Source organism: Allobosea sp., from assembly GCF_036675845.1.
Taxonomy (GTDB): domain Bacteria; phylum Pseudomonadota; class Alphaproteobacteria; order Rhizobiales; family Beijerinckiaceae; genus Allobosea.
In genome coordinates this window covers 1-20,381 of the sequence record NZ_JAKFED010000169.1, presented here as the reverse complement: position 1 = coordinate 20,381, position 20,381 = coordinate 1, and the positions used below count along the sequence as shown (strand labels likewise).

Genomic DNA, 20,381 nt, shown 5'->3' with positions numbered 1-20,381 from the left:
CCCCTGCAGCGCGTCGGTCAGCAGCGCGAGCGAGCCCGAGACCAGCGCCGCCGCGAATTTGGCGAGCGTCAGCACGATGCTGGCGACCACCGAGAGGGTCGCCGCCTTCTGCTTGATCCGCGACGCCTCGGCCGAATTGGCCGCCGTCGGCATGCGATCCTGCGTTCCGCTCATGATATGTCCGCGCGAGCCCCCTTGGCGAATGCCGGGTTTGGCCCGATCTATCGGCTAGATCAACCCTGGGAGGAAAGCCGTGAGATATCTGCACACCATGGTGCGCGTCACCGACCTCGACGCCGCGCTCGATTTCTATGTCGGCAAGTTCGGCCTCGTCGAAACCCGCCGGATCGAAAGCGAGAAGGGCCGCTTCACGCTGGTCTTCCTGGCGGCGTCCGACGATGCCGCGAGCGTCAAGGAGCAGGGCAGCCGCGGCCGCCCGACCCTGGAGCTGACCTATAACTGGGATCCCGAGGTCTATACCGGCGGCCGCAATTTCGGCCATCTCGCCTATGAGGTCGACGACATCTACGCCACCTGCGACAAGCTGATGAAGGCCGGCGTCACCATCAACCGGCCGCCGCGCGACGGCAACATGGCGTTCATCCGCTCGCCCGACAACATCTCGATCGAGATCCTGCAGAAGGGCGATCCGAAGCCGCCGGCCGAGCCGTGGTCGAGCATGGCCAATACCGGGAATTGGTGACGCTGCGGCTCCTCCTTGGTGCTTGCGCGCCCGGCGATTTCGTCGATACGGCCAATCAGGGCGGCCGCTCCGATCGGGGCGCCGCCAGCAGGAGGTACTGCCGTGACCAAGTCCCTGTTCGGCACTCTCGAGGACGGCACGCCGATCCATGAGGTCGTCCTGCACTCGCCCGGCGGCACCGAGGCCAGGGTGATGGAATGGGGCGCGGTGCTGCGCGACCTGGTGGTGCCGCTGCCCGGCGGCGGCCGCCAGCGCGTCGTGCTCGGCTTCCCGGGCTTCGCCGACTATCCCGCGCATTCGCCGCATATGGGCGCGATCGCCGGCCGCTTCGCCAATCGCATCGGCGGCGGCCGCTTCGTGCTCGACGGCATTTCCCATCGCACGCCGCTCAACCAGAGCGGCAGGCACTCGCTGCATGGCGGCGGCCACGGCTTCGGCAAGCGGCCGTGGACGCTGATCCACCATGACGAGGCGAGCGTGACCCTGGCGCTGGTCTCGGCCGATGGCGATGCCGGCTATCCCGGCACGCTGCGGGTCTGGTGTCGCTACAGCCTCATGGGGGCCGCCACGCTGCGCCTCGAGCTTTCGGCGACGACCGACGCGCCGACCATCGTCAATCTCGCGCATCACTCCTATTTCCGGCTCGACGACAGCCCCGACATCCTCGACCACGAGCTCGAGGTCCGCGCCAATCTGACGACGCCGGTCGATGCCGACCTGATCCCCGACGGTTCGCTCGCCGATGTCGCTGGCACGCCCTTCGATTTCCGCAAACCCCGCCCGATCCGCTTCGCCGCTGCCGGTGGCGAGCGCTTCTGGTACGACCACAACTATGTGCTGCGCCGGGATCGACGCGAACCGGCCGCCGCCGGGCTCGAACTCGCCCATGCAGCGACGCTGCGCTCCCTGCGCTCGGGGCTTGCCATGCAGGTCTGGACGACGGAGCCGGCGCTGCAGGTCTATGACGGCGCCAAGCTCGATACGCCGGTGCCGGGGCTGGGTGGTGTTGCCTACGGCCCCAATGCCGGGATAGCGCTGGAGCCGCAGCATGTCCCGGATTCGCCGAACCTGCCGCATTTCCCGTCAACGGTGCTGCGGCCAGCCGAGGTCTATCGGCAGGTCAGCGAATTCAGGTTCGGAGCTTGAGCGGCATGGCCGGCGTCTTCTGTCTTGGTATCGCGACGCTCGACTATGTCTACAGCGTCGAGCGCGTGCCTCATCCTGGCGAGAAGGACCGGGCGCGCGATCTCGTCGTCACTGGCGGCGGCTGTGCCGGCAGCGGCTCTGTCGCGGTCGCCCGCCTCGGCGGCAGGGCCTGGCTGACCACCCGCCTCGGCGACGACGTCACCGGCGATGCCATCTGCGCCGATCTCGAGCGCGACGGCGTCGATACCGCCTTCACCCGCCGTTTCCCCGGCCTGCGCTCGCCGGTCTCGGCGATCCTCGTCGATGCCCAGGGCGAGCGCATGGTCGTCTCCTATTCCGACCCGGCGATGCCGGAGGGCGCGCAATGGCTACCGGCGTCGCTGCCGGCGGGAGCGGACGCGGTCCTGGTCGATACGCGCTGGGGCGAAGGCTCGCTCGCGGCGTTGCGGCTCGCGCGCCTTGCCGGCGTGCCGGGCGTGATCGACGGCGACCGCAAGCCGACGCATCCGGAAATGGTCACCACCGCCAGTCATGTCGCCTATAGCGAGAAGGCGCTGCAGGAGGTCACCGAGCAGAACGACCCGCATCTGGGATTGAGGACGCTCGCGCAGAGCGCCTCCAACTGGCTCGCGGTGACGCTCGGGCCGCGCGGGGTGCTGTTCATGGAGAATGGCGGGATCAGCCATCTGCCGGCCTTCCCGATCGAGGCGGTCGATACGCTCGGCGCCGGCGATGTCTGGCACGGCGCCTTCGCACTCGCCCTCGCCGAGGGACAGAGCGAGCGCGGGGCCGTGCGTTTCGCCTCGGCCGTGGCGGCGATCAAGTGCACCCGTTTCGGCGGCCGCGACGGCACGCCGGGGCGCGAGGAGGTCGAGCGCTTCCTCGCCGCTCATCCCTGAGCCCTATACGGGTCGTCCCGGACAACCCGTATAGGGGCGCCGATCCGGGACCCATGCCTGAGCTTCTCCGATAAGGGTTCAGGCTGGGTCCCGGGTCTCCCTGCGGTCGCCCGGGATGACCGGCATAGGTGTCTTGGCGAACATTTGGGCAGGGTTTGTGTTGCCGGCCTCCTGCTGGCTGGATCATTGCACGCAAGCGTGCGGCGGTTCGCCAGAGCCGGCTCCCCATGTACGCCGCGCGCTGCCCTTGCCCGTGTCCGCGCCAGCGGCGGCTAGCGCCTCCTCGGTGGCGACGCGCAGGCGCTGCGTCGCGCCCTCGTCATGCTGCTGCGGCAAGTGACCGGGCGTGCGCTGCCGCGCACCTGGTCAATCCGAGGAGTGCACGATGCTGCCGATCCAGGGTCTGAAATGCGTCTACGATACCGGCTCGCGGGGCTGGGCGATCGAGCTCGCGCTGAAGGGGGAGGGCGAGGACGCCTCCCGCCGCTTCGATGTAGACGGTCCCGAGGATGCCGGGATGCTGATCGAGGCTTTCGAGGAATCGACCTCCAGCAGCTTCGATCCGACCAGCGGCGAGATCGTCTTCGCCTATGAATACGCCTCCCTCGACGAGGTCGATGAAGACGAGGACGAGTTGGAAGACGCCGAAGAGTCCGAAGACGAAGCGTCCGAGGACGAAGAAGACGAGGAAGAGAAGGCCAGCGCCTGAACCTGACGCCGCGCGAGAAGGACAAGCTGCTCGTCGCCACAGCCGCTCTGGTGGCGAGGCGCAGGCTCGAGCGCGGCGTCAAGCTCAACCATCCCGAGGCCGTCGCGCTGATCACCGACTTCGTCGTCGAGGATGCGCGCGACGGCAGATCCGTCGCCGACCAGGTCATGGACGGCACCGCCGAGATGCTCCACGATGTCCAGGTAGGCTCGCATTGTCACTTCTTCGAGGCCAATCCGGCGCTTTCCTTCGAGCGCGGGAAGGCCCGCGGCTTCCGGCTCGATATTCCGGCCGGGACCGTGAAGCGCTTCGAGCCGGGCCAGACGCGCGAGGTCTATGGCTTCCGCCAGGAGGTGATGAGCAAGCTCTGAGGGCAACCGTCATTGCGAGCGAAGCGAAGCAATCCAGGGCGGCAGCGAGCCCTTCTGGATTGCTTCGTCGCTCCGCTCCTCGCAATGACGGTCGACGCTGAATGAATGGGAGGAACGCGATGCTGAAGCGCCTTCTGATTGGCTGTCTGCTCGCCTGCGCCATGCCCGCCGCCGCATCGGCCCATCCGCCGACCCTTCTCTCGCCCTCCGCCGAGAAGGCGACGGCAGAGGAGGTGGTCGCCTTCCGCAAGGAACTGGCAGCGGCGATCGCGGCCAAGGACGCAGCCAGGCTGCGCGAGATGTACGCACCGTCCTTCGTCCACACCCAAGGCGCGGGCAAGCTCGACGGCAAGGACGCCCGCCTCGTCTCGGCGCTCGCCGGCGATCCCGTCATCGAGAACGCGCCGGTCGAGGACCTTGTGGTGCGCGTGCCGAGCGACTGGGTCGCGGTCGCGACCGGCGTCAGCTCGATCCGCTCGCTCGCCGATGGCATGACATATTCGTTCCGCTGGACGGCGGTCTATGTCCGCACGCCGACGAGCTGGAATCTTGCTGCCTCGCAGGCGACGAGGCTGGGCGAGGTGAAGCCGTGAGCGCGATCACTGCGGGGGCGATTTGATGGGTGAAGGTGATCGCACCTTGCGCGACCATGTCGCGCTGGTCACGCACGCGGCCGGCTTCGCGATCCGCTGCCATGACGGCCAGAAGCGCAAGGGCGCGAGCGGCCAGGCTTTCATCCTGCATCTCGCCGAGGTCGCCGACCTGCTCGCGAAGGCGCTCGACGAGCCCGATGCCCCGCTGGTCGCGGCGGCCTGGCTGCACGACGTCGTCGAAAAGACGCAGATCGAGCTTGCCGAGATCGAGAGCCTGTTTGGCACCAAGGTTGCGTCGCTCGTGGCCGAAGTCAGCGATGATCAGAGCCAGCCGGAGGCGGAACGGCACCGCATGCAGATCGAGACGATCGCCGAGAAGAGCGAAGGCGCGAGGCTGCTCCGGCTCGCCGACAAGATCAGCGGGCTGCGCGAACTGGCCGAGGATCCGCCGGCGGATTGGGATGCCGCGCGCTGCCGGGAGCGCCTGCAGTTCGCAAGCGACGTCGCCGCCGGTTGCCGCGGCCTCAACGGCGCGCTCGACCTGTTGTTCGACCAGGCTGCCGCCGCGGCCGCCCGTAGCATAGACGAGATGTCGGCGACGCCGGCGAGCTGACGAGGATATCAGGCCCCATGCGCTGCGCACGCCTCGCAATGACGGCACTCGGAACATCACCCGCCAGCGGCACGTTTCCTCCCCTTGCATGAAAGGGAGGTTCGCCATGCCCAAATCCAAAGCCGCCGATCCGAAGGGCCAGCAGCCCGAAGCGCTCGCGACCTTCGCCGCCAGCGCCCGCAATGCCGGCCGCAAACCGAAGGAGATCGGCCTCGAGGCGACGAAATCCACCGCGCCGCTGAAGACCTCGCCGGCGCTGAAGCAGGACGCCGCCAACAAGGTTCTGCGCGAGGGCGTGCTCGACAAGGGCCAGGGCGCCGACGAGGCGATCGACAAGCTGCCGGACCGCACGCGCCGGCGCTGAACGCCACGATCATGCCCGGTTGACAGCGTGCGACCATGGGCTTCTTCTCGCCGGCTAAGAAATATCGCCGTGGAGGAAGACCGTGCCCCGCCTTCGTCACGCCGTGGCCCTGGCCACGCTGGCCGTCGCCGCCCATGTCACGCCCGCCGCCGCGCAGGGCCAGGTCACGGTCTATTGCTCGATTCTCGAGGAGCAATGCCGCGAGGGCGCGGCGATCTTCGAGAAATCGACCGGCATCAAGGTCCAGATGGTGCGCAAGAGCACCGGCGAGGTCTATGCCCAGGTCAAGGCGGAAGCGTCGAACCCGCGCGGCGACGTCTGGTGGGGCGGACCCGGCGAGCCGCATCTGCAGGCGGCCGAGGAAGGGCTGCTCGACGAATACAAGTCGCCTCGGCTCGCCGAGCTGCATGACTGGGCCAGCCGCCATGCCGAGCAGTCGAAGTTCCGCACCGCCGGCATCTATCTCGGCGCGCTCGGCATCGGCTACAACACCGAGACGCTGAAGAGCAAAGGCCTGCCCGAGCCGAAATGCTGGGCCGACCTGCTCGATCCGAAGTTCCGCGACGAGGTGCAGGTCGCCGATCCGAGTTCGTCCGGCACGGCCTATGTCTTCCTCGCCACCACTGTGCAGCGGCTGGGCGAGGACAAGGGCTTCGAGTTCCTCAAGAGCCTGCACAAGAACATCAGCCAGTACACCAAGTCCGGCATCGCCCCGGTCAAGGCCACCGCGCTCGGCGAGACGGCGGTCGGCATCGCCTTCATGCACGACATGCTGACGCAGAAGCTGCAGGGCGCGCCGATCGGCATCGTCGCCCCCTGCGAGGGCACCGGCTACGAGACCGGCTCGGTCTCGGTGATCAAGGGCGGCAAGAACCCGGAAGCGGCGCGGAAATTCGTCGATTTCACGCTCTCGCCCGAGGCGCAGGACATCAACGCCAAGCTCAAGATCAACTCGATCCCGTCGAACAGGAACGCCAAGCTCTCGCCGGACGCGCCGAAATTCGCGGAGATCAAGCTGATCGACTACGACACCCCGCGCTGGGGCAGCCCGGCCGAGCGCTCGCGCCTGCTGAAGAAGTTCGACGCCGAGGTGAAGGCGCTGCCGCGCTAGAGCACGCGCCGATCAGATTGCTGGGCAATCTGATCGGACAACGCGTTCTCTATCAATAGCTTAGGGGCGGATTTACCGATCAGGTTGATTCAACCTGATCGGATCCGGCTCTAGCGAGCGGCGAAGCGCCTTTCGATTGAGCCATCCGGGTCATCCCGGGCGACCGCGGGGAGACCCGGGATCCTTGCCTGAACCTCGATCGGAAAAGCTCAGGCATGGATCCCGGATCGGCGCGGCCAAGGCCGCTTGTCCGGGATGACAGCTTCGTCCGGCCCGAATGCCCTACCGCACCGGCGGGGCGTATTGCAGCCCGCCCTGGGTCCAGAGCCGGTTCGGGCCGCGCGGCAGCTTCAGCGGCGACTTGTCGCCGAGGTGCCGGTCGAAGCTCTCGCCGTAATTGCCGACGGCCTTGATGATCCGCACCACCCAGTCATTGGTCAGGCCCAGCGTCTCGCCGAACTTGCCGTCGAGCCCCAGCAGCCGCTTGATCTCGGGGTTGTTGGACTTCAGCATCTCGTCGACATTCGCCTGGGTGACGCCGAGCTCCTCGGCATTGAGCATGGCGTAGACGGTCCAGCGCACGATATCGAACCACGCATCGTCGCCCTGGCGCACCCAGGGGCCGAGCGGTTCCTTCGAGATCACCTCCGTCATCAGGACATGGTCCTCCGGCACCTTCAGCTTGGTCCGGTTCGAGGCGAGCTGCGAGAGGTCGGTGGTGTAGGCGTCGCAGCGGCCGGCCTCATAGGCCTGGATCGTCTCGTCGAGGCCGGCATAGGCGATGACCTCGTATTTCATGCCGTGATTGCGGAAGTAATCGGCGAGGTTGAGCTCGGTCGTGGTGCCCTGGGCGACGCAGATCGAGGCACCGTTCAGCCCCTTGAGATCGGCGAGCTTCAGGCTCTTGCGGACGAGGAAGCCCTGGCCGTCGAAATAATTGATCGCGGTGAAGTTGAGGCCGAAGCCGGTGTCGCGGCCGAGCGTCCAGGTCGTGGTCCGCGACAGCACGTCGATCTCGCCGCTCTGCAGCGCGGTCAGCCGGTCCTTCGAGGCGAGCGAGATGTACTTGGCCTTCTCCTGGTCGTTGAAGATCGCAGCCGCCAGCGCCCGGCAGAGATCGGTGTCGAAGCCGCGCCACTGGCCCTGCGCGTCGGGCAGGGAGAAGCCGGCGACGCCCTGGCTGGTGCCGCAGACCAGCTGTCCGCGCTGCTTGACGCGTTCCAGCGTCGTCTGTGCCAGCGCCGTTCCGGCCAGGGCCGCGCTCAGCCCGAGGCCGGCGAGCAGGCCGGCGAGATTGCGCATGGTTGGCGGTGAAATCCTCATGCCGGCTTCCCTCTTTTGATTTTCTTCCTTGCCGAGCCGAAAGACCAGGCAGGCGCGTTGTCCACCCGGCGATCTAACAGGATCGCGAGACCTGGCGCCATGGTCATTTATGCGGCTAACAGGTTCGGCCTTTTACCTTGCGTTAAGTCTGCCACACGCCCTGCTGCATCCGGCCGGGCGGCCGTCGCGTATCAGGCGGGTTCCGCCGCCAGCCCAGGGAGAACTGCCCGCATGTCCGATCCCGTCCTCGTCATCGCCCGCGCCCATGTCAGGCCCGCGGACCGGGACCGCTTCATCGCCGCAGCGCGCGACTGCGTCGCGGCGACGCGCCGCGAGCAGGGCTGTCTCGGCTACGGCATGCATGAGAGCCTGACCGAGCCGGGTCATTTCGTCTGCGTCGAAAGCTGGGAGACGCGGGCCGATGTCGACCGGCACATGGCCCGGCCGCATCTCAAGGACTTTCTCGCGGTGGCCGGGACTTGCGTCAGCGTCGCTCCGGTGATCGAAGTGGTGGTATCGCGATCGGTCGATCGCCTCTGATCCAACACGCCACGGGTTTAGTCACATGCAGCGCGCCACCTCCGTCGTCCGCAAGGCCGCGGTCAAGCAGGACCGGGTCGTCGAGACCCTGACCCTCGACCATGAGGACCGCAATCGCCGCCGCGTCGCGCTCAAGGGCGATGGCGGGCTCGAAATCCTGCTCGACCTCGACAAGCCCACGGCCCTGAACGATGGCGATGCGGTGAAGCTCGAGGATGGCGGCCTGGTGCTGATCCGCGCCGCGGCCCAGAACCTGATCGAGATCAGGGCCGAGAACCCGCTGCGCCTGATGCGCGTCGCCTGGCATATCGGCAGCCGCCATACGCCGGCCGAGCTCACCGCCGAGGCGATCTATATCGAGAACGACCATGCCCTCGCCGAGATGATCCGCGGCCAGGGCTGCGCCATGAGCGAGGTGACGCGGCCGTTCCAGCCCGAGCGCGGCGCCGATCACCACGACCACGCCGATTGCGGCCACGATCATGGGCACGACCATCATGGCCACGAACACCATGGTCATGAGCACCACGGCCATGGGCACGAGCACGGGCATTCGCATGCTCATGCCGAAGCGCATTCCCATTCCCATTCCCACGCCCATGCCCATGCCCATGGCGCGGGCTGCGGCTGCGGCCATGATCACGATCACAAGCATGGTCACGACCACGCCCATGACGATCACGGCCACAAGCACGATCAGGGCCATCACCATGGCGCCGAGCACGGCCACAAGGGCCACAGCCACGACCACTGAGCCATGACCGACGCGCAACTTCCCCTGACGATCTGGCTGTCGCGGCGCGGGGCTGAGGGATGCTTGAGATGACGATGCGTGCGACGAGCCTGCTCTCCCCGGTGCTGACGCTGGTGTCGGCGCCGGCCTTCGCCCATGTCGGCGCCGGCCCGGTCGAGGGTTTCGGCCATGGCCTGCTGCATCCCCTGATGGGGATCGACCATATCCTGGCCATGGTCGCCGTCGGCCTCTGGGCCGGGCTCGTCGGCGGCCGGGCGCGGATCGTTTATCCGCTGGCCTTCATGGCGATGATGGTGCTGGCCGGCGCCTGGGCCATGGCCGGTGGAGAATTGCCCGGCGCCGAGGCCGGCATCGCGGCCTCCGTCGTCATCCTCGGCCTCGCCATCGCGCTGAAGGCCTCGCCACCGCTGGCGGCGGGCGCGCTCGCCTGCGGCATCTTCGCGATCTTCCACGGCTTCGCCCATGGCGCCGAACTGCCGGAGAACGCCAGCGGCCTCGGCTATGCCGTCGGCTTCGTCATCGCCACGGCGGCCCTGCATGGCGCTGGCCTCCTTCTGGCCTCGCGGCTGGCCTCGTACGCGCCTGCCGTCGCGCGCATCGCCGGGGGCGGTCTGGCGCTTGCCGGGGTCGTCATGCTCGCCGGCGGCTGAGCAGGGACCGGCGGACGCCACCAAGTGACCGCGGGATACCGGGGCAGTTCGAGACGGTATTGTCACTGCTCGACATGATATGCGTGAGAATGATACTTTCTCCGCACTACCGGTCCACTCTTCAAGTCCCGCGATGAAGCGCGCCGCAGGGCGGCGTCTGAGATGATCGCTTTCGACAGGGACGGAGATTGAGGTAGCCCGATGGCGCCTGGAAGCCCGCCTTGGCCTAAAAAAAGGGTTGCGCACCGACCTCCAGCGAAGCAGCGCTCGCTGCGTGTCGCGGCTCTTGCCTGTCTTGCGGGCTTCGTCGGCCTGCCGGGCGCGCTTTGTCCGATAATGCCGTTGGCGCAGGCTGCCGAGCCGTCCGCCGCAACTTCCAATACGGGAATGAAGGAGGCTCGCACGCCTTCGGCCAAGCCGTCCCGTGCGCCTCTGCCCGAGAGCGTGGAGCAGCGGGAGGGCGCCGCGGTGGCTGCGCCGCCATCATTCTATTCATTCAGCCAATTGGGCGACCATCTGTGGACCGTGCGCTGGGAGTTGGCCGCTGTCGGCGGCGCCATGGCCGTCATCGGGTTCCGCGACTGGGGCTGGGGCGATTCCGGCTTTCGATTTATCGAGGAAGGCTGGTTTGCAAAGAACACGCGACATGGCGGGATGGACAAGATCGGCCACGCCTTCTCGACCTTTGTCATCGCCGATCTCTTGACCGACCAGATCCGGGCGAACGCAGCCAATCCCGCCGGCGCCCAGATCACTGGCTCTCTGCTCGCGTTCGGCATCATGGGGCTGGTCGAGACTCTGGACGGCTTTGCGGGCAAGCATCGCTTCTCGCGTGAGGACATTGCCGCGAACGCCGTCGGCGCTGCCTTCTCGATGATCCGCAACACCGTTCCGGGCATGCGCGAAAAGCTCGACTGGCGCTTGATGTACACTCCCGCCAGCTATGAAAGGCCAGGCATCACGACCTCGGATGCCGGCATCCTGCCTCCCTATGAGCGCCAGCGCTATGTCATGGCCTTGAAGGCCAGTGGCTTCGAGGGACTCAAGAATACGCCCCTGCGCTATGTCGAACTGCATGCAGGCTTCGATGCGCGAGGGTTTGAGAAGAAGGAGCGCGCCCTCGGTTATCCGATCGAGCGGACGTTCTATGTCGGCGTCGGCCTGAACCTGAACGAAATCCTGTTTGGAGCAGGAACACTGCCCAATTTTGCAAAGCACAGGGATACGCTGCCGGCCAGGATTGCCCGGAAAACCTTCGAATACATCCAGGTGCCTTACACTGCGGTCTATGGCGGGAACAGATTCTCGACGATCCGCAGGTGATGGCGATGCGTCAACGAGACTCGTCGAAACACTGAAGGATCCTAAGGCTCTCGACGGCTCCATGACGGACTGCGCGGAGATGATCCATTTGTCGCTGCCCCGTTCCGCCCCGCCAGCGGAGCCGCCTTGTGGGAGGCGATGCTGATGCGGCGCTTCAGCATCAACGAGGACGGCCTCTACGAATGGACTGCCGCTACGAATACGCGCCGCCGATCGAGGCGGGGCATTTGCTGCGTCGGTAGGCGGATCTGCATGGCGCATTCGAGGCTTTCACCCCACGATGGCGTTTCCGCAGCAGCTTGCTTGCTCTTCCACGCCCGTGTGGGTCTTCGAGCTTGAATGCCAGAGGAGTTTAGGGCGTGAAGGTCGCGGCTCGATAGCGGCACGGCTGAGCGATTAGCTTATATTATCGCGACAGCCTTACAATGGGCAGTGCGGGCCCCCATGTCCAAAAGACGGTCGTCGAGAATAAGCCGCCATGCGGTTGATCTGTTCCGGCGCGACCGTCCTTGAGAAAATAGCCAGCTTGTTTGAGATATCCGGAATTCGTCTGGACGGGACCCTGCGTCGCGTGCGGTCTGTGCGGCGCGTCTACGAATTCCGAGGCGAGGCGATGCTTGGTGTCCCGTAGTGTGATGGGGGCATCGAATACGCAATCGATTCTCGATCGGTACTCATCCAAGGACGAATATTTTGATTGCTTACTTTATATTGGTGCACCGCTATCCTGAGCAATTCAAGCGCTTGTTCAGGTCGATTTATAGCCCAGCTAATCACTATCTCGTTCATGTCGATAAAAGCTCAGGGTCCGAACTAGACGCCGATATACGTGGCTTTCTCGCGGATTTTCCTAATAGCGAGGTGCTACAGGGTAGGAATGCTGTCTGGGGCGGCTACAGCCTCGTGGAGGCGGAGTTGCGTGGCATGGTGCAACTGCTCCGCATGAACGGTGACTGGGAGTTTTTCATCAACCTCAGCGGGCAAGATTATCCGTTGAAGAGCCAGAATTACATCGCCCGCTTCCTCACGCGTCATCGCGGCAAGGAGTTCATCAAGGTGCTCGACCAGCGCAAGGTCCGCCCGGAGACTATGAGCCGCGTCAAGCGCTATGTCGTTGAGTTTTCGAACCGCATCGTGAAGACATGGCTTCCGCGGCCGTTCCTCGCCGGTGCTTCTCCCTACATCGGCAATCAGTGGATGATCGTTAGTCGACGCTTCTGTGAGTTCGTTTGTCACGATCCGCGGTCCGACCGCTACAAGTCCTTCTACAAGAATACGTTCATCGCCGACGAAGGCTTCTTTCAGACGGTGATGATGAACACGCCATCGCATGGCGAGATCATCAGCGACGACCTGAGGATGATCGACTGGGTGCCCGATGGTGACATCAAGCTGAGGCCCAGAACATTCACGGCCGAGGACGGGCCCGAGCTGATCGCCAGTCGCTGCCTGTTCGCTCGGAAGTTCGACGCGACGATCGACGAGGACATTCTCGATCTGATCGACGTCGATCTCTCGCGCTGCGACAGGGAACCGGCCATCGTCCGGGACAGGTCGTTCGTATCGCCCTTGCCTATAGACCCGGCACCGGTGGGCGAAGGCGTGATCGCGTTGGCATAACAGACCGGTCCGCGCCAGCAAGACAGCAAGGAAACGAGCAATGGGGCTCAACTTTCCCAATCCTCCTATCCGCCGGTTCGATCCGGGGCGGTCTTCCAGATCGAGTTCGAGGCGTTGCGCAAGTTGGGCCCGGAAACGGGGGGAGGGTGAAGCTGCTGTGCTTTCCGTCTTCGACGAAAACCGCGAGGCGATTCTGAAGGCCGCCGCGGCCGCCTATTCCAAGGATCGAGCCAGCTACCACCGGCTGACGACGGCCAGCTTCTGACATTGCACTCTTATCGACGGAAAGAACCGAGTGAAAGCCATCGCATACAAACCGGGCGATCTCGTCCACCTCACGCGCGATTTCGCCAATCAGCCCAGGCTCGGGCCGTTCGAGATCCTGCGCATCATGCCGCACGCCGACAACACGCGGCGGCAGTATCGCGTCCGCGGCTCGGATGGCCGCGAACGGGCGATCGACGATGACGAGATCGTCGCCGACGGCCAGGTCCGCCCAAACCTCTAGGAGAGCGCGATGAACGGGGCTTCGAAGCAACGTAAGGATGCGGACAATGCCTTCCTGCGGGTGCAGACGCGATCGTCGGTCCGCGATCGGATCGCCTCCGAGGCCGAGAAGGTCGTTCTGGAGCGCGACGCAAAGACGGCGCGGCTGAAGGAGCAACGTCTGGCGAAGGAAGCCGCCGATCGCGAGGCCGCCAAACCCCCAGGCAGATGAGGGTCTAGGTTTCGCCGCTTTCCTCAAACGACTGAATACGGAGAGTCTCCCATGGATATTTCCGTCGCACCCGCTCCCGAAGAAGCCGCGTGGATTTTGACCGACCTTCTCGGCCGCCCGATGGGGCGGGTGAGAGAGGAAACGGCGGGCGCGTTTCGGGTCGTCGCCGCCGGCCTGGCGAGAGAGACGATGAAAACCATGAAGCCCGGCCCGTTCCACAGTCTCGATGCCGCTCTGGCTGAGATCGAACGCTTTACCCGGAGCCAGTGTCGGCGTGTTTCGCAGAAGGACATGAGTGGCTAACCGACTGCAAAAGGCGAACCTTAAGCTCTTGCCGGGCGACTACTCCCTGTTCTCTGTGCGATGGCGTGCGTTACGCTGGTCTACCCCTCAGGCGGCGTAGCCCTTCACGCTGGCGAGCGCCGTCATCACCCCGCGCAGTTCCGCCAGCCCGCGCAGCCGGCCGACCGCCGGATAGCCCGGGAACGAGCCCTTGCCGATGTCGTCGAGCAGTTCGTGGCCGTGGTCGGGCCGCATCGGGATGCGCCAGTGCTGCCAGCCGGCGGCCTTGCGGCGCGTCTGCTCGGCCATCAGCGCGTCGACCAGCGCCACCATGTCGGTGTCGCCGCCGAGATGCTCGGCCTCCATGAACGAGCCGTCCGGATCCTTGGCGACATTGCGCAGATGCGCGAACCATATCCGTTCGGCGAAGCGCCGCGCGATTCCCGGCACGTCGTTCTTCGGATTGGCGCCGAGCGACCCCGAGCACAGCGTCAGCCCGTTGGCCGGGCTGTCGACAGCCCCCAAGATGAAGGCGATGTCGTCCTCGTCCGAGCAGATCCGCGGCAGGCCGAACAGCGAGCGCGGCGGGTCGTCGGGATGGATGCACATCCGGATGCCGACCTCTTCGGCCGTCGGGATCACCGCCTCGAGGAAGCGCTTGAGGTTGGCGCGCAGGCGCTCATGGCTCATGCCGCGATAGCGTTCGAGCATCCGCTTCAGGCCCGGCACGTCGTAGCGGTCATAGGCGCCGGGCAGCCCGGCCATGATGTTGGCGAGCAGGCGATCGCGATCGGCCTCCGTGGAGCGCTCGAACCAGGTCCTGGCCTTGTCCATCACCGCGGCCGGATGGCCCTCGGCGGCACCGGGCCGCTCCAGCATGAAATGGTCGAAGGCGACGTATTCGTGCAGGTTGAAGCGCAGCGCCGTGCCGCCGCCGGGCAGGGGCTCGGCGAGCTCGGTGCGGGTCCAGTCCAGCACCGGCATGAAGTTGTAGCAGACGACCTCGATGCCGCAGGCGGCGAGGTTGCGTAGCGATTCCCGGTAATTGGCGAAGATCGGCTCGAGCTCGCCGTCGCCGATCTTGACGCTCTCATGGATCGGCAGGCTCTCGACCACCGACCAGCGCAGGCCGAGGCTCTCGTCCCGTTCGATGATCGCCTTGCGCGCCTCGATCTCCGCCACGCTCCAGACCACGCCATAGGGGATCTGGTGCAGGGCGTTGACGATGCCGCGCGCGCCCGCCTGCCGCGCCTGGGCGAGCGTCACCACATCGTCCGGGCCGAACCAGCGCCAGGTCTGTTCCATTGTCGGGTGTCCTCTTGCAGGCTTTTCGCGCGGCCGCCTCAGGCGGGCTTGTTCAGGCCGCCGGTGGCGGCGAAGGCGTCGACCTGGTCGCGCGCGATCGTCTCGATGGCGTCGAAGACGGTGCGCAGATGCGCCCGCATGGTCTTCTCGGCGGCGGCCTCGTCGCCGGCGCTGACCGCCGCGGCGATCTGGCGGTGCTCGGAGAGGATCATGTCCGACCAGCCGCCGGTCTCCAGCGACAGGCAGCGCACCCGGTCGAGCTGGGCCTTGACGCCCTCGATCAATCCCCAGACCGAAGGGTGGCCGGAAAGCCGCGAGAGCTCGGCATGGAAGGCTTCGTCGCTGCGGAAGAAGCCGGCGCGGTCGCCAGCCTCGAGCGCCTGTTCCTGCTGCTCGATGAGCTCCGCGAGCGCGGCCTTGCCCTCGGCGTCGATCCGCTGGGCGGCGAGCGCCACGGTGCGGCATTCCAGGGTCTCGCGCACGAACTGGCTGTCGTAGACGGCGGCGAGGTCGATCGGCGCGACGAAGGTGCCGACCTGCGGAACGACCGTGAGGAAGCCCTCCTCGACCAGCTTCTTGAAGGATTCGCGCACGGGCGTGCGGCTGACGCCGAATTGCAGCGCCATCCGCGCTTCCGAGATCGCCTCGCCCGGGCGCAGCACCGCGTTGAGGATGTCGCCGCGCAGCGCGCGGTGTATCTGTTCGGTGCTCTGTCGTGCCGCTGCGATGCCCATTGCCAAGCTCTGGTTCACTAGTATACTAGGATACCGGCCAATGCGGAGGAACGTCAACTCCGAATGGCTTTGGATATGATAATTGCTGGTGCCGGAGCCGGCACAAGGGCACCGCGGCACAAGCCGGTGGAAAGCGAAGAAGCGGCCAAGCCGCGACGAGGGAGAGCAAGATGGTCCAGGACAGCATCAATCGGCGCATATTCCTTGGTGGCGTCGCCGGAGTCGCGGGGCTGGCGCAGGCGCCGGCCGTGTTCGCCCAGCAGCCCAAGCTTCCGACCTCGCCGGTCGCGATCAGCATCATCGATGTCGGCGGCGCGCTCGCCTTGGTGCAGGCGCCGCTGGAGAATTTCGCCAAGGCGAACCCCAAGCTCGTCTCGCGGATGACCTTCACCAAGGCGCCGGCCCCCGAGCTGCCGGCCAAGCTGAAGGCGCAGCAGGCTGCCGGCCGCGTCGACATCGATTTCGTCATCGGCGGCCTGGATGCGCTGGCGGCCGGCATCGAGCAGAAGCTCTGGGTCGAATTGCTGCCGCGCTTCGCTTCCGAGCTGCCCAAGCCCGAGGAGGTGTTCCTCAAGCCGGCGCTCGCCATGCACAATCTCGGGCAGGGCCAGGGGATGGCGATGGTCTACTATCCGTCCGGCCCGCTGCTCGAATACATGCCCGACAAGGTCAAGACCCCGCCGACCACGGCTGAGGAACTGCTCGCCTGGGCAAGGCAGAACAAGAACCGCTTCATGTATGCCCGCCCGGCCAATTCCGGCCCCGGCCGCACCTTCATCATGGGGCTGCCCTACATCCTCGGCGACAGCGATCCGAAGGATCCGGCCAAGGGCTGGGACAAGACCTGGGCCTATCTCAAGGCGCTCGGCGAGAACATCGAATACTATCCCGGCGGCACCGGTGCGACGATGAAGGAGCTCGGCGAAGGCTCGCGCGACATCATCGTCTCGACGACGGGCTGGGACATCAACCCGCGCGTGCTCGGCGTCGTGCCGAAGGAAGCCAAGATCCAGACGCTCAAGGGCTTCCACTGGGTCACCGACGCCCAGTACATGATGATCCCCAAGGGCGTCTCGGACGAGAAGCTCGCGGTGCTGCTCAACCTGATCCGCCACATGCTGACCCCCGAGCAGCAGGCCTACACCTATGACGAGGGCTACTTCTATCCGGGCCCGGCGGTGAAGGACGTGCCGCTTTCGATGGCGCCGGAGGCGAGCCAGAAGGCGATCCGCGAGTATGGCCGTCCCGAATACGACAAGCTGATCGCCGAGAACCCGATGGAAACCCCGCTCGACCCCGACAAGATGGTCGTCGCCTTCCGCATGTGGGACGAGCAGGTCGGCGGCGCCAAGCGCAAGTAAGCCGGCGCCCTCCGCTTTCCGACAGGCCGGTCCTTGACCGGCCTGTCGCCTTGCTGTCGCCTGACTCCCGGGCACCAGCCGTCCGTCCGAACCCCATGGTCCTTCATGACGATACATGCTGCGAATTTCCGTGAACTCAGGCTCGACCGGCTCTGCCGCGACTTCGGCAGCCACAACGCCGTCAAGGACGTCTCGCTGACCATCCGGCAGGGCGAGTTCATCGCGCTGCTCGGCCCGTCGGGCTGCGGCAAGTCGACGACGCTCAACCTGATCGCCGGGCTGCTGCCGGCGACCGGCGGCGGCATCTGGCTCGACGACAAGCGCATCGACCCGCTGCGGCCGGAAGAGCGCGGCTTCGGCATGGTCTTCCAGAGCTATGCGCTCTTCCCGCATATGAGCGTGCGCAAGAACATCGGCTTCGGCCTGAAGATGCGCGGCATGGCCAAGGCCGAGAGCGACAGCCGAATCGCCGAGGCGGTGGCGCTGGTCAGGCTGCAGGGCCAGGAGAGCAAGCTCCCCGGCCAGCTTTCGGGCGGCCAGCAGCAGCGTGTCGCCATAGCCCGCGCCATCGCCGTGCAGCCGCCGCTCGTGCTGATGGACGAGCCGCTCTCCAATCTCGACGCCAAGCTGCGCATCGAGATGCGCGCCGAAATCCGGCGCATCCACAACACGCTCGGCGCCACCACGATCTACGTCACCCACGACCAGGAGGAGGCGCTCTCGCTCGCCGACCGCATCGTCGTGATGCGCGATGGCGAAATCCGCCAGGTCGGCGGCCCGGAGGATCTTTTCTCGCGGCCCGACCATCTCGACGTCGCCGAGTTCATGGGCTTCCGCAACAAGGTCTCCGGCCGGGTCGCCTCCGTCGCCGATGACCTCGCGACGGTAACGGTCGGCAGCGTCGGCCTGGCTGGGCGGGTCCGCACCCCGGTCGCGGCAGGGCAGGGCGCCCATCTCTCGATCCGCCCGGAGGATCTTCATCCGGTGCAGGGCGGGGCTCCGGGGCTCGAGGCGAAGGTCGTCTCGACAGAGTTCCACGGCCGCGAGTTCGTCGGCTTCGCCCGCATGGCGGATGACACGCCGCTGACCTTCCTCGCCGACAGCCGGATTCCGCAAGGCACCGATATCCGCCTCGCCGCCGATCCCGAGCGCGTGCTGGTCTTCGGAGGCGGGGCATGAACGCGCCTTCCGCCGCGATCCCGCTGTCGCAGCGCCTCGCCGCCCGCGGCCTCGACGGGCTGACCCTGCTCGTCCTGCCGGCGGTGTTCTTCCTGCTGGCGCTGTTCATCTACCCGTTCCTCTACGGGCTCTTCCTCTCCTTCACGCCGAAGGCCGGCGGCGCGCTGGCGAATTACGAGCGCTTCTTCTCCGATTCCTTCCTCTACGGCACGATCGCCACCACGCTCTGGCTGGCGCTGCCGGTGACGATCCTGACGCTGCTACTCGCGATCCCGATCGCCTTCCGCGTCCGGTTGATGAAGAACCAGCGCCTGCTCACCACCATCCTGGTGATCCCGATCACGCTCGGCACCGTGCTGGTCGCCCAGGGCCTGCTGAACTATCTCGGCCCGCAGGGCTGGTTCAACCGCACGCTGCTGACCTTCGGATTGATCTCGACCCCGGTGAAGCTGCTGCACAATTACTGGGGCGTGATGCTCTCGCTGGTGATCACCGGCTTCCCCTTCACCTTCCTCTTGACGCTGTCCTATCTCTCCGGCGTCGATCCGGCGCTGGAGCAGGCCGGCGCGACGCTCGGCGCCGGCCCCTGGGAGCGCTTCAAGCACATCCTCTTCCCGCTGCTGCTGCCCGGGCTCGCCATCACCTTCTGCCTGAGCTTCGTCCAGGCCTTCTCGGTCTTTCCCTCGGCGGTGCTGCTCGGGGCACCGGCAGGCCCGACGCGCGTGATCTCGATCGCGGCCTATCAGGCGGCCTTCGAGGAATACGACTACTCGATGGCCTCGGCCGTCGCGATGATCATGGGCTTCGTCCAGCTCATCATCGTCGTTGCGGTGCTGGGGGCGCGTGGCCTGCTCTATCGCGGCCCGGCCGGCGGCGGGAAGGGCTGATCCCATGGTCAAGGACACCCGTCTCTCGACGAAGCTCTGGGCCGCGGCCAACTGGACGCTGATCGGCTTCTTCATCCTCAACCTGTTCGCGATGATCGCGACGGTGATCACCAGCTCGTTCTCGACGCGCTGGTTGCGCTCCTGGCTGCCCGATGGCTGGACGACGCGCTGGTACGGCGCCGCCTGGAGCGAGTTCCAGCTCGGCGACGTGCTGACGGTCACGTTCCAGATCGTCTTCCTGGTCGTCTTGTTCTCGGGGCTGATCGGCGTTCCGGCGGCCTATGCGCTGGCGCGGCGCGATTTTCCCGGCAAGAAGCTCGTCATGCTGCTCTTCCTGCTGCCGCTGCTGGTGCCGCCGATCACCTTCGGCATCCCGCTGGCGACGGTGCTCTACCGCACCGGGCTCGCGGGCAGCATGTCGGGCGTCGTGCTCGCTAACCTCGTGCCGACCGTACCCTTCGTCATCCTGGTGATGATCCCCTTCATCGAGCAGATCGACACCAAGATCGAGGCGGCGGCGCGCGTCTTCGGCGCCAACACCTTCAAGCTCTTCATCCACGTCCTGCTGCCGCTCCTGCTGCCGGGCATCCTGGCCGCGCTGCTGCTCGTGCTGGTGCGCACCATCGCCATGTTCGAGCTGACCTTCCTCACGGCAGGGCCGACCAGCCAGACGCTGGTGGTGGCGCTCTATTACGCGGTCTTCGCGGCCGGCGTGCGCGCCGTGCAGTCGATCGACGCCATGGCGGTGATCTACATGGTGACGACCCTGATCTGGCTGGTGATCGCGCTGCGCTTCGTCAACCCGACGCAGATCGTCGGACGGGCGAAGCGGTAGGGCGGCTCCGCCGTCATTGCGAGCAAAGCGAAGCAATCCAGGGGCGGCAGCGCGCCACGCCCCCTGGATTGCTTCGTCGCTTCGCTCCTCGCAATGACGCGACGGGAACATCGCGCCTCCTCCCGCATTCCTCCGCAGCCGATCGAGCTACGGAGGGCATCATGGTCGCGAAAGGGCAGGACAAGGCGCCCGGCCGCCTGCGCCGGGTCAGCGTCGACGACCTCACCATCCGGCGCGTCCGCCTCGGCCGCAATTTCGGCTATCGCGACGCCGAGGGCGGCAAGATCGCCGACGCGGAGACGCTCGCCCGCATCCGCGCGCTCGCCATTCCGCCGGCCTATGAGGAGGTCCGCATCGCCGG

At 66.3% G+C, this 20,381-nt stretch carries 24 protein-coding genes and 1 pseudogene; 22 read left to right on the top strand and 3 right to left on the bottom strand.

What is annotated here, in order from left to right:
- Positions 1-253: 253 nt before the first annotated feature.
- The 9 genes from V6M56_RS18495 (at position 254) to V6M56_RS18455 (ending at position 6,509) form a co-directional block, all read left to right on the top strand.
- Positions 254-703, top strand: coding sequence for a VOC family protein (locus tag V6M56_RS18495; protein WP_332685671.1), 450 nt, complete (start codon positions 254-256; stop codon positions 701-703).
- A gap of 102 nt (positions 704-805) precedes the next feature.
- Positions 806-1,849 carry an aldose epimerase family protein gene (locus V6M56_RS18490; protein WP_332685669.1) on the top strand — a complete coding sequence of 348 codons (1,044 nt, stop codon included), beginning with the start codon at positions 806-808 and terminating at the stop codon, positions 1,847-1,849.
- Between the two features lie 5 nt (positions 1,850-1,854).
- On the top strand, positions 1,855-2,748 hold the full coding sequence (locus tag V6M56_RS18485; RefSeq protein WP_332685667.1) for a PfkB family carbohydrate kinase: 894 nt from the start codon (positions 1,855-1,857) through the stop codon (positions 2,746-2,748).
- A 385-nt stretch (positions 2,749-3,133) separates the two neighbouring features.
- A complete protein-coding gene (locus tag V6M56_RS18480; RefSeq protein WP_332685666.1) occupies positions 3,134-3,457 on the top strand; it encodes a hypothetical protein in 324 nt (107 codons plus the stop codon).
- Positions 3,454-3,828, top strand: coding sequence for an urease subunit gamma (locus V6M56_RS18475; protein WP_332685673.1), 375 nt, complete (start codon positions 3,454-3,456; stop codon positions 3,826-3,828). Before V6M56_RS18480 ends, V6M56_RS18475 begins: the two co-directional genes overlap by 4 nt.
- 119 nt (positions 3,829-3,947) lie before the next feature.
- Positions 3,948-4,421, top strand: coding sequence for a nuclear transport factor 2 family protein (locus V6M56_RS18470; protein WP_332685664.1), 474 nt, complete (start codon positions 3,948-3,950; stop codon positions 4,419-4,421).
- 25 nt (positions 4,422-4,446) lie between these two features.
- Positions 4,447-5,034: an HD domain-containing protein gene (locus V6M56_RS18465; RefSeq protein WP_332685662.1), complete on the top strand. Its 588-nt coding sequence runs from the start codon at positions 4,447-4,449 to the stop codon at positions 5,032-5,034.
- A 106-nt stretch (positions 5,035-5,140) separates the two neighbouring features.
- A complete protein-coding gene (locus tag V6M56_RS18460; RefSeq protein WP_332685660.1) occupies positions 5,141-5,398 on the top strand; it encodes a hypothetical protein in 258 nt (85 codons plus the stop codon).
- Between the two features lie 82 nt (positions 5,399-5,480).
- A complete protein-coding gene (locus V6M56_RS18455; RefSeq protein ID WP_332685658.1) occupies positions 5,481-6,509 on the top strand; it encodes an ABC transporter substrate-binding protein in 1,029 nt (342 codons plus the stop codon).
- 282 nt (positions 6,510-6,791) lie between these two features.
- Here the strand turns inward: V6M56_RS18455 and V6M56_RS18450 are convergent, their stop codons facing one another.
- Entirely contained in the window at positions 6,792-7,811 is a 1,020-nt protein-coding gene (locus tag V6M56_RS18450; protein ID WP_332685656.1) for an amino acid ABC transporter substrate-binding protein, read from the bottom strand.
- Between the two features lie 252 nt (positions 7,812-8,063).
- Here V6M56_RS18450 and V6M56_RS18445 point away from each other — a divergent pair, with 252 nt between their 5' ends.
- The 8 genes from V6M56_RS18445 to V6M56_RS18410 all read left to right on the top strand — a co-directional run bounded on the left by V6M56_RS18445 (position 8,064) and on the right by V6M56_RS18410 (position 13,740).
- A complete protein-coding gene (locus V6M56_RS18445) occupies positions 8,064-8,372 on the top strand; it encodes a putative quinol monooxygenase (protein WP_332685654.1) in 309 nt (102 codons plus the stop codon).
- 25 nt (positions 8,373-8,397) lie between these two features.
- The gene (locus V6M56_RS18440; RefSeq protein WP_332685652.1) at positions 8,398-9,126 is read left to right on the top strand and encodes an urease accessory protein UreE; all 729 of its coding nucleotides are present in this window, start codon (positions 8,398-8,400) and stop codon (positions 9,124-9,126) included.
- 68 nt (positions 9,127-9,194) lie between these two features.
- Positions 9,195-9,776, top strand: a complete 582-nt coding sequence (locus V6M56_RS18435) for a HupE/UreJ family protein (RefSeq protein WP_332685650.1) — start codon at positions 9,195-9,197, stop codon at positions 9,774-9,776.
- 342 nt (positions 9,777-10,118) lie between these two features.
- The gene (locus tag V6M56_RS18430; protein ID WP_332685648.1) at positions 10,119-11,099 is read left to right on the top strand and encodes a DUF2279 domain-containing protein; all 981 of its coding nucleotides are present in this window, start codon (positions 10,119-10,121) and stop codon (positions 11,097-11,099) included.
- Between the two features lie 693 nt (positions 11,100-11,792).
- Positions 11,793-12,719, top strand: coding sequence for a beta-1,6-N-acetylglucosaminyltransferase (locus V6M56_RS18425; RefSeq protein WP_332685646.1), 927 nt, complete (start codon positions 11,793-11,795; stop codon positions 12,717-12,719).
- 295 nt (positions 12,720-13,014) lie between these two features.
- Positions 13,015-13,227 (top strand): hypothetical protein, encoded by a 213-nt coding sequence (locus V6M56_RS18420; protein WP_332685644.1) that lies wholly within the window; start codon positions 13,015-13,017, stop codon positions 13,225-13,227.
- Between the two features lie 9 nt (positions 13,228-13,236).
- The gene (locus tag V6M56_RS18415; RefSeq protein WP_332685642.1) at positions 13,237-13,437 is read left to right on the top strand and encodes a hypothetical protein; all 201 of its coding nucleotides are present in this window, start codon (positions 13,237-13,239) and stop codon (positions 13,435-13,437) included.
- A 51-nt stretch (positions 13,438-13,488) separates the two neighbouring features.
- A complete protein-coding gene (locus V6M56_RS18410) occupies positions 13,489-13,740 on the top strand; it encodes a hypothetical protein (RefSeq protein WP_332685640.1) in 252 nt (83 codons plus the stop codon).
- An 87-nt stretch (positions 13,741-13,827) separates the two neighbouring features.
- Here the strand turns inward: V6M56_RS18410 and uxuA are convergent, their stop codons facing one another.
- Together uxuA and V6M56_RS18400 are read right to left on the bottom strand one after the other, a co-directional pair.
- Positions 13,828-15,024 (bottom strand): mannonate dehydratase, encoded by a 1,197-nt coding sequence (gene uxuA / locus V6M56_RS18405; RefSeq protein ID WP_332685638.1) that lies wholly within the window; start codon positions 15,022-15,024, stop codon positions 13,828-13,830.
- 38 nt (positions 15,025-15,062) lie between these two features.
- A complete protein-coding gene (locus tag V6M56_RS18400) occupies positions 15,063-15,758 on the bottom strand; it encodes a GntR family transcriptional regulator (RefSeq protein WP_332685636.1) in 696 nt (231 codons plus the stop codon).
- Between the two features lie 170 nt (positions 15,759-15,928).
- On the opposite strand from V6M56_RS18400, the gene V6M56_RS18395 reads away from it, so the two are divergent.
- The 5 genes and pseudogenes from V6M56_RS18395 to V6M56_RS18375 form a co-directional block, all read left to right on the top strand.
- Positions 15,929-17,119 (top strand): extracellular solute-binding protein, encoded by a 1,191-nt coding sequence (locus V6M56_RS18395; RefSeq protein WP_332685634.1) that lies wholly within the window; start codon positions 15,929-15,931, stop codon positions 17,117-17,119.
- 105 nt (positions 17,120-17,224) lie between these two features.
- The gene (locus V6M56_RS18390; protein WP_332685632.1) at positions 17,225-18,298 is read left to right on the top strand and encodes an ABC transporter ATP-binding protein; all 1,074 of its coding nucleotides are present in this window, start codon (positions 17,225-17,227) and stop codon (positions 18,296-18,298) included.
- The gene (locus tag V6M56_RS18385) at positions 18,295-19,185 is read left to right on the top strand and encodes an ABC transporter permease (protein ID WP_332685630.1); all 891 of its coding nucleotides are present in this window, start codon (positions 18,295-18,297) and stop codon (positions 19,183-19,185) included. The genes V6M56_RS18390 and V6M56_RS18385 overlap by 4 nt, the downstream gene beginning before the upstream one ends.
- A 4-nt stretch (positions 19,186-19,189) precedes the next feature.
- Positions 19,190-20,020, top strand: a complete 831-nt coding sequence (locus tag V6M56_RS18380) for an ABC transporter permease (RefSeq protein ID WP_332685628.1) — start codon at positions 19,190-19,192, stop codon at positions 20,018-20,020.
- Between the two features lie 161 nt (positions 20,021-20,181).
- Positions 20,182-20,381, top strand: a pseudogene (locus V6M56_RS18375) (DNA topoisomerase IB); the annotation flags it as partial.

Coding starts and splice junctions, on each gene's coding strand:
- V6M56_RS18395 (WP_332685634.1), top strand. CDS start 15,929: ATGGTCCAGGACAGCATCAATCGGCGCATATTCCTTGGTGGCGTCGCC.
- V6M56_RS18480 (WP_332685666.1), top strand. CDS start 3,134: ATGCTGCCGATCCAGGGTCTGAAATGCGTCTACGATACCGGCTCGCGG.
- V6M56_RS18380 (WP_332685628.1), top strand. CDS start 19,190: ATGGTCAAGGACACCCGTCTCTCGACGAAGCTCTGGGCCGCGGCCAAC.
- V6M56_RS18390 (WP_332685632.1), top strand. CDS start 17,225: ATGACGATACATGCTGCGAATTTCCGTGAACTCAGGCTCGACCGGCTC.
- V6M56_RS18435 (WP_332685650.1), top strand. CDS start 9,195: ATGACGATGCGTGCGACGAGCCTGCTCTCCCCGGTGCTGACGCTGGTG.
- V6M56_RS18485 (WP_332685667.1), top strand. CDS start 1,855: ATGGCCGGCGTCTTCTGTCTTGGTATCGCGACGCTCGACTATGTCTAC.
- V6M56_RS18400 (WP_332685636.1), bottom strand. CDS start 15,758: ATGGGCATCGCAGCGGCACGACAGAGCACCGAACAGATACACCGCGCG.
- V6M56_RS18410 (WP_332685640.1), top strand. CDS start 13,489: ATGGATATTTCCGTCGCACCCGCTCCCGAAGAAGCCGCGTGGATTTTG.
- V6M56_RS18460 (WP_332685660.1), top strand. CDS start 5,141: ATGCCCAAATCCAAAGCCGCCGATCCGAAGGGCCAGCAGCCCGAAGCG.
- uxuA (WP_332685638.1), bottom strand. CDS start 15,024: ATGGAACAGACCTGGCGCTGGTTCGGCCCGGACGATGTGGTGACGCTC.
- V6M56_RS18445 (WP_332685654.1), top strand. CDS start 8,064: ATGTCCGATCCCGTCCTCGTCATCGCCCGCGCCCATGTCAGGCCCGCG.
- V6M56_RS18470 (WP_332685664.1), top strand. CDS start 3,948: ATGCTGAAGCGCCTTCTGATTGGCTGTCTGCTCGCCTGCGCCATGCCC.
- V6M56_RS18465 (WP_332685662.1), top strand. CDS start 4,447: ATGGGTGAAGGTGATCGCACCTTGCGCGACCATGTCGCGCTGGTCACG.
- V6M56_RS18440 (WP_332685652.1), top strand. CDS start 8,398: ATGCAGCGCGCCACCTCCGTCGTCCGCAAGGCCGCGGTCAAGCAGGAC.
- V6M56_RS18385 (WP_332685630.1), top strand. CDS start 18,295: ATGAACGCGCCTTCCGCCGCGATCCCGCTGTCGCAGCGCCTCGCCGCC.
- V6M56_RS18450 (WP_332685656.1), bottom strand. CDS start 7,811: ATGCGCAATCTCGCCGGCCTGCTCGCCGGCCTCGGGCTGAGCGCGGCC.
- V6M56_RS18415 (WP_332685642.1), top strand. CDS start 13,237: ATGAACGGGGCTTCGAAGCAACGTAAGGATGCGGACAATGCCTTCCTG.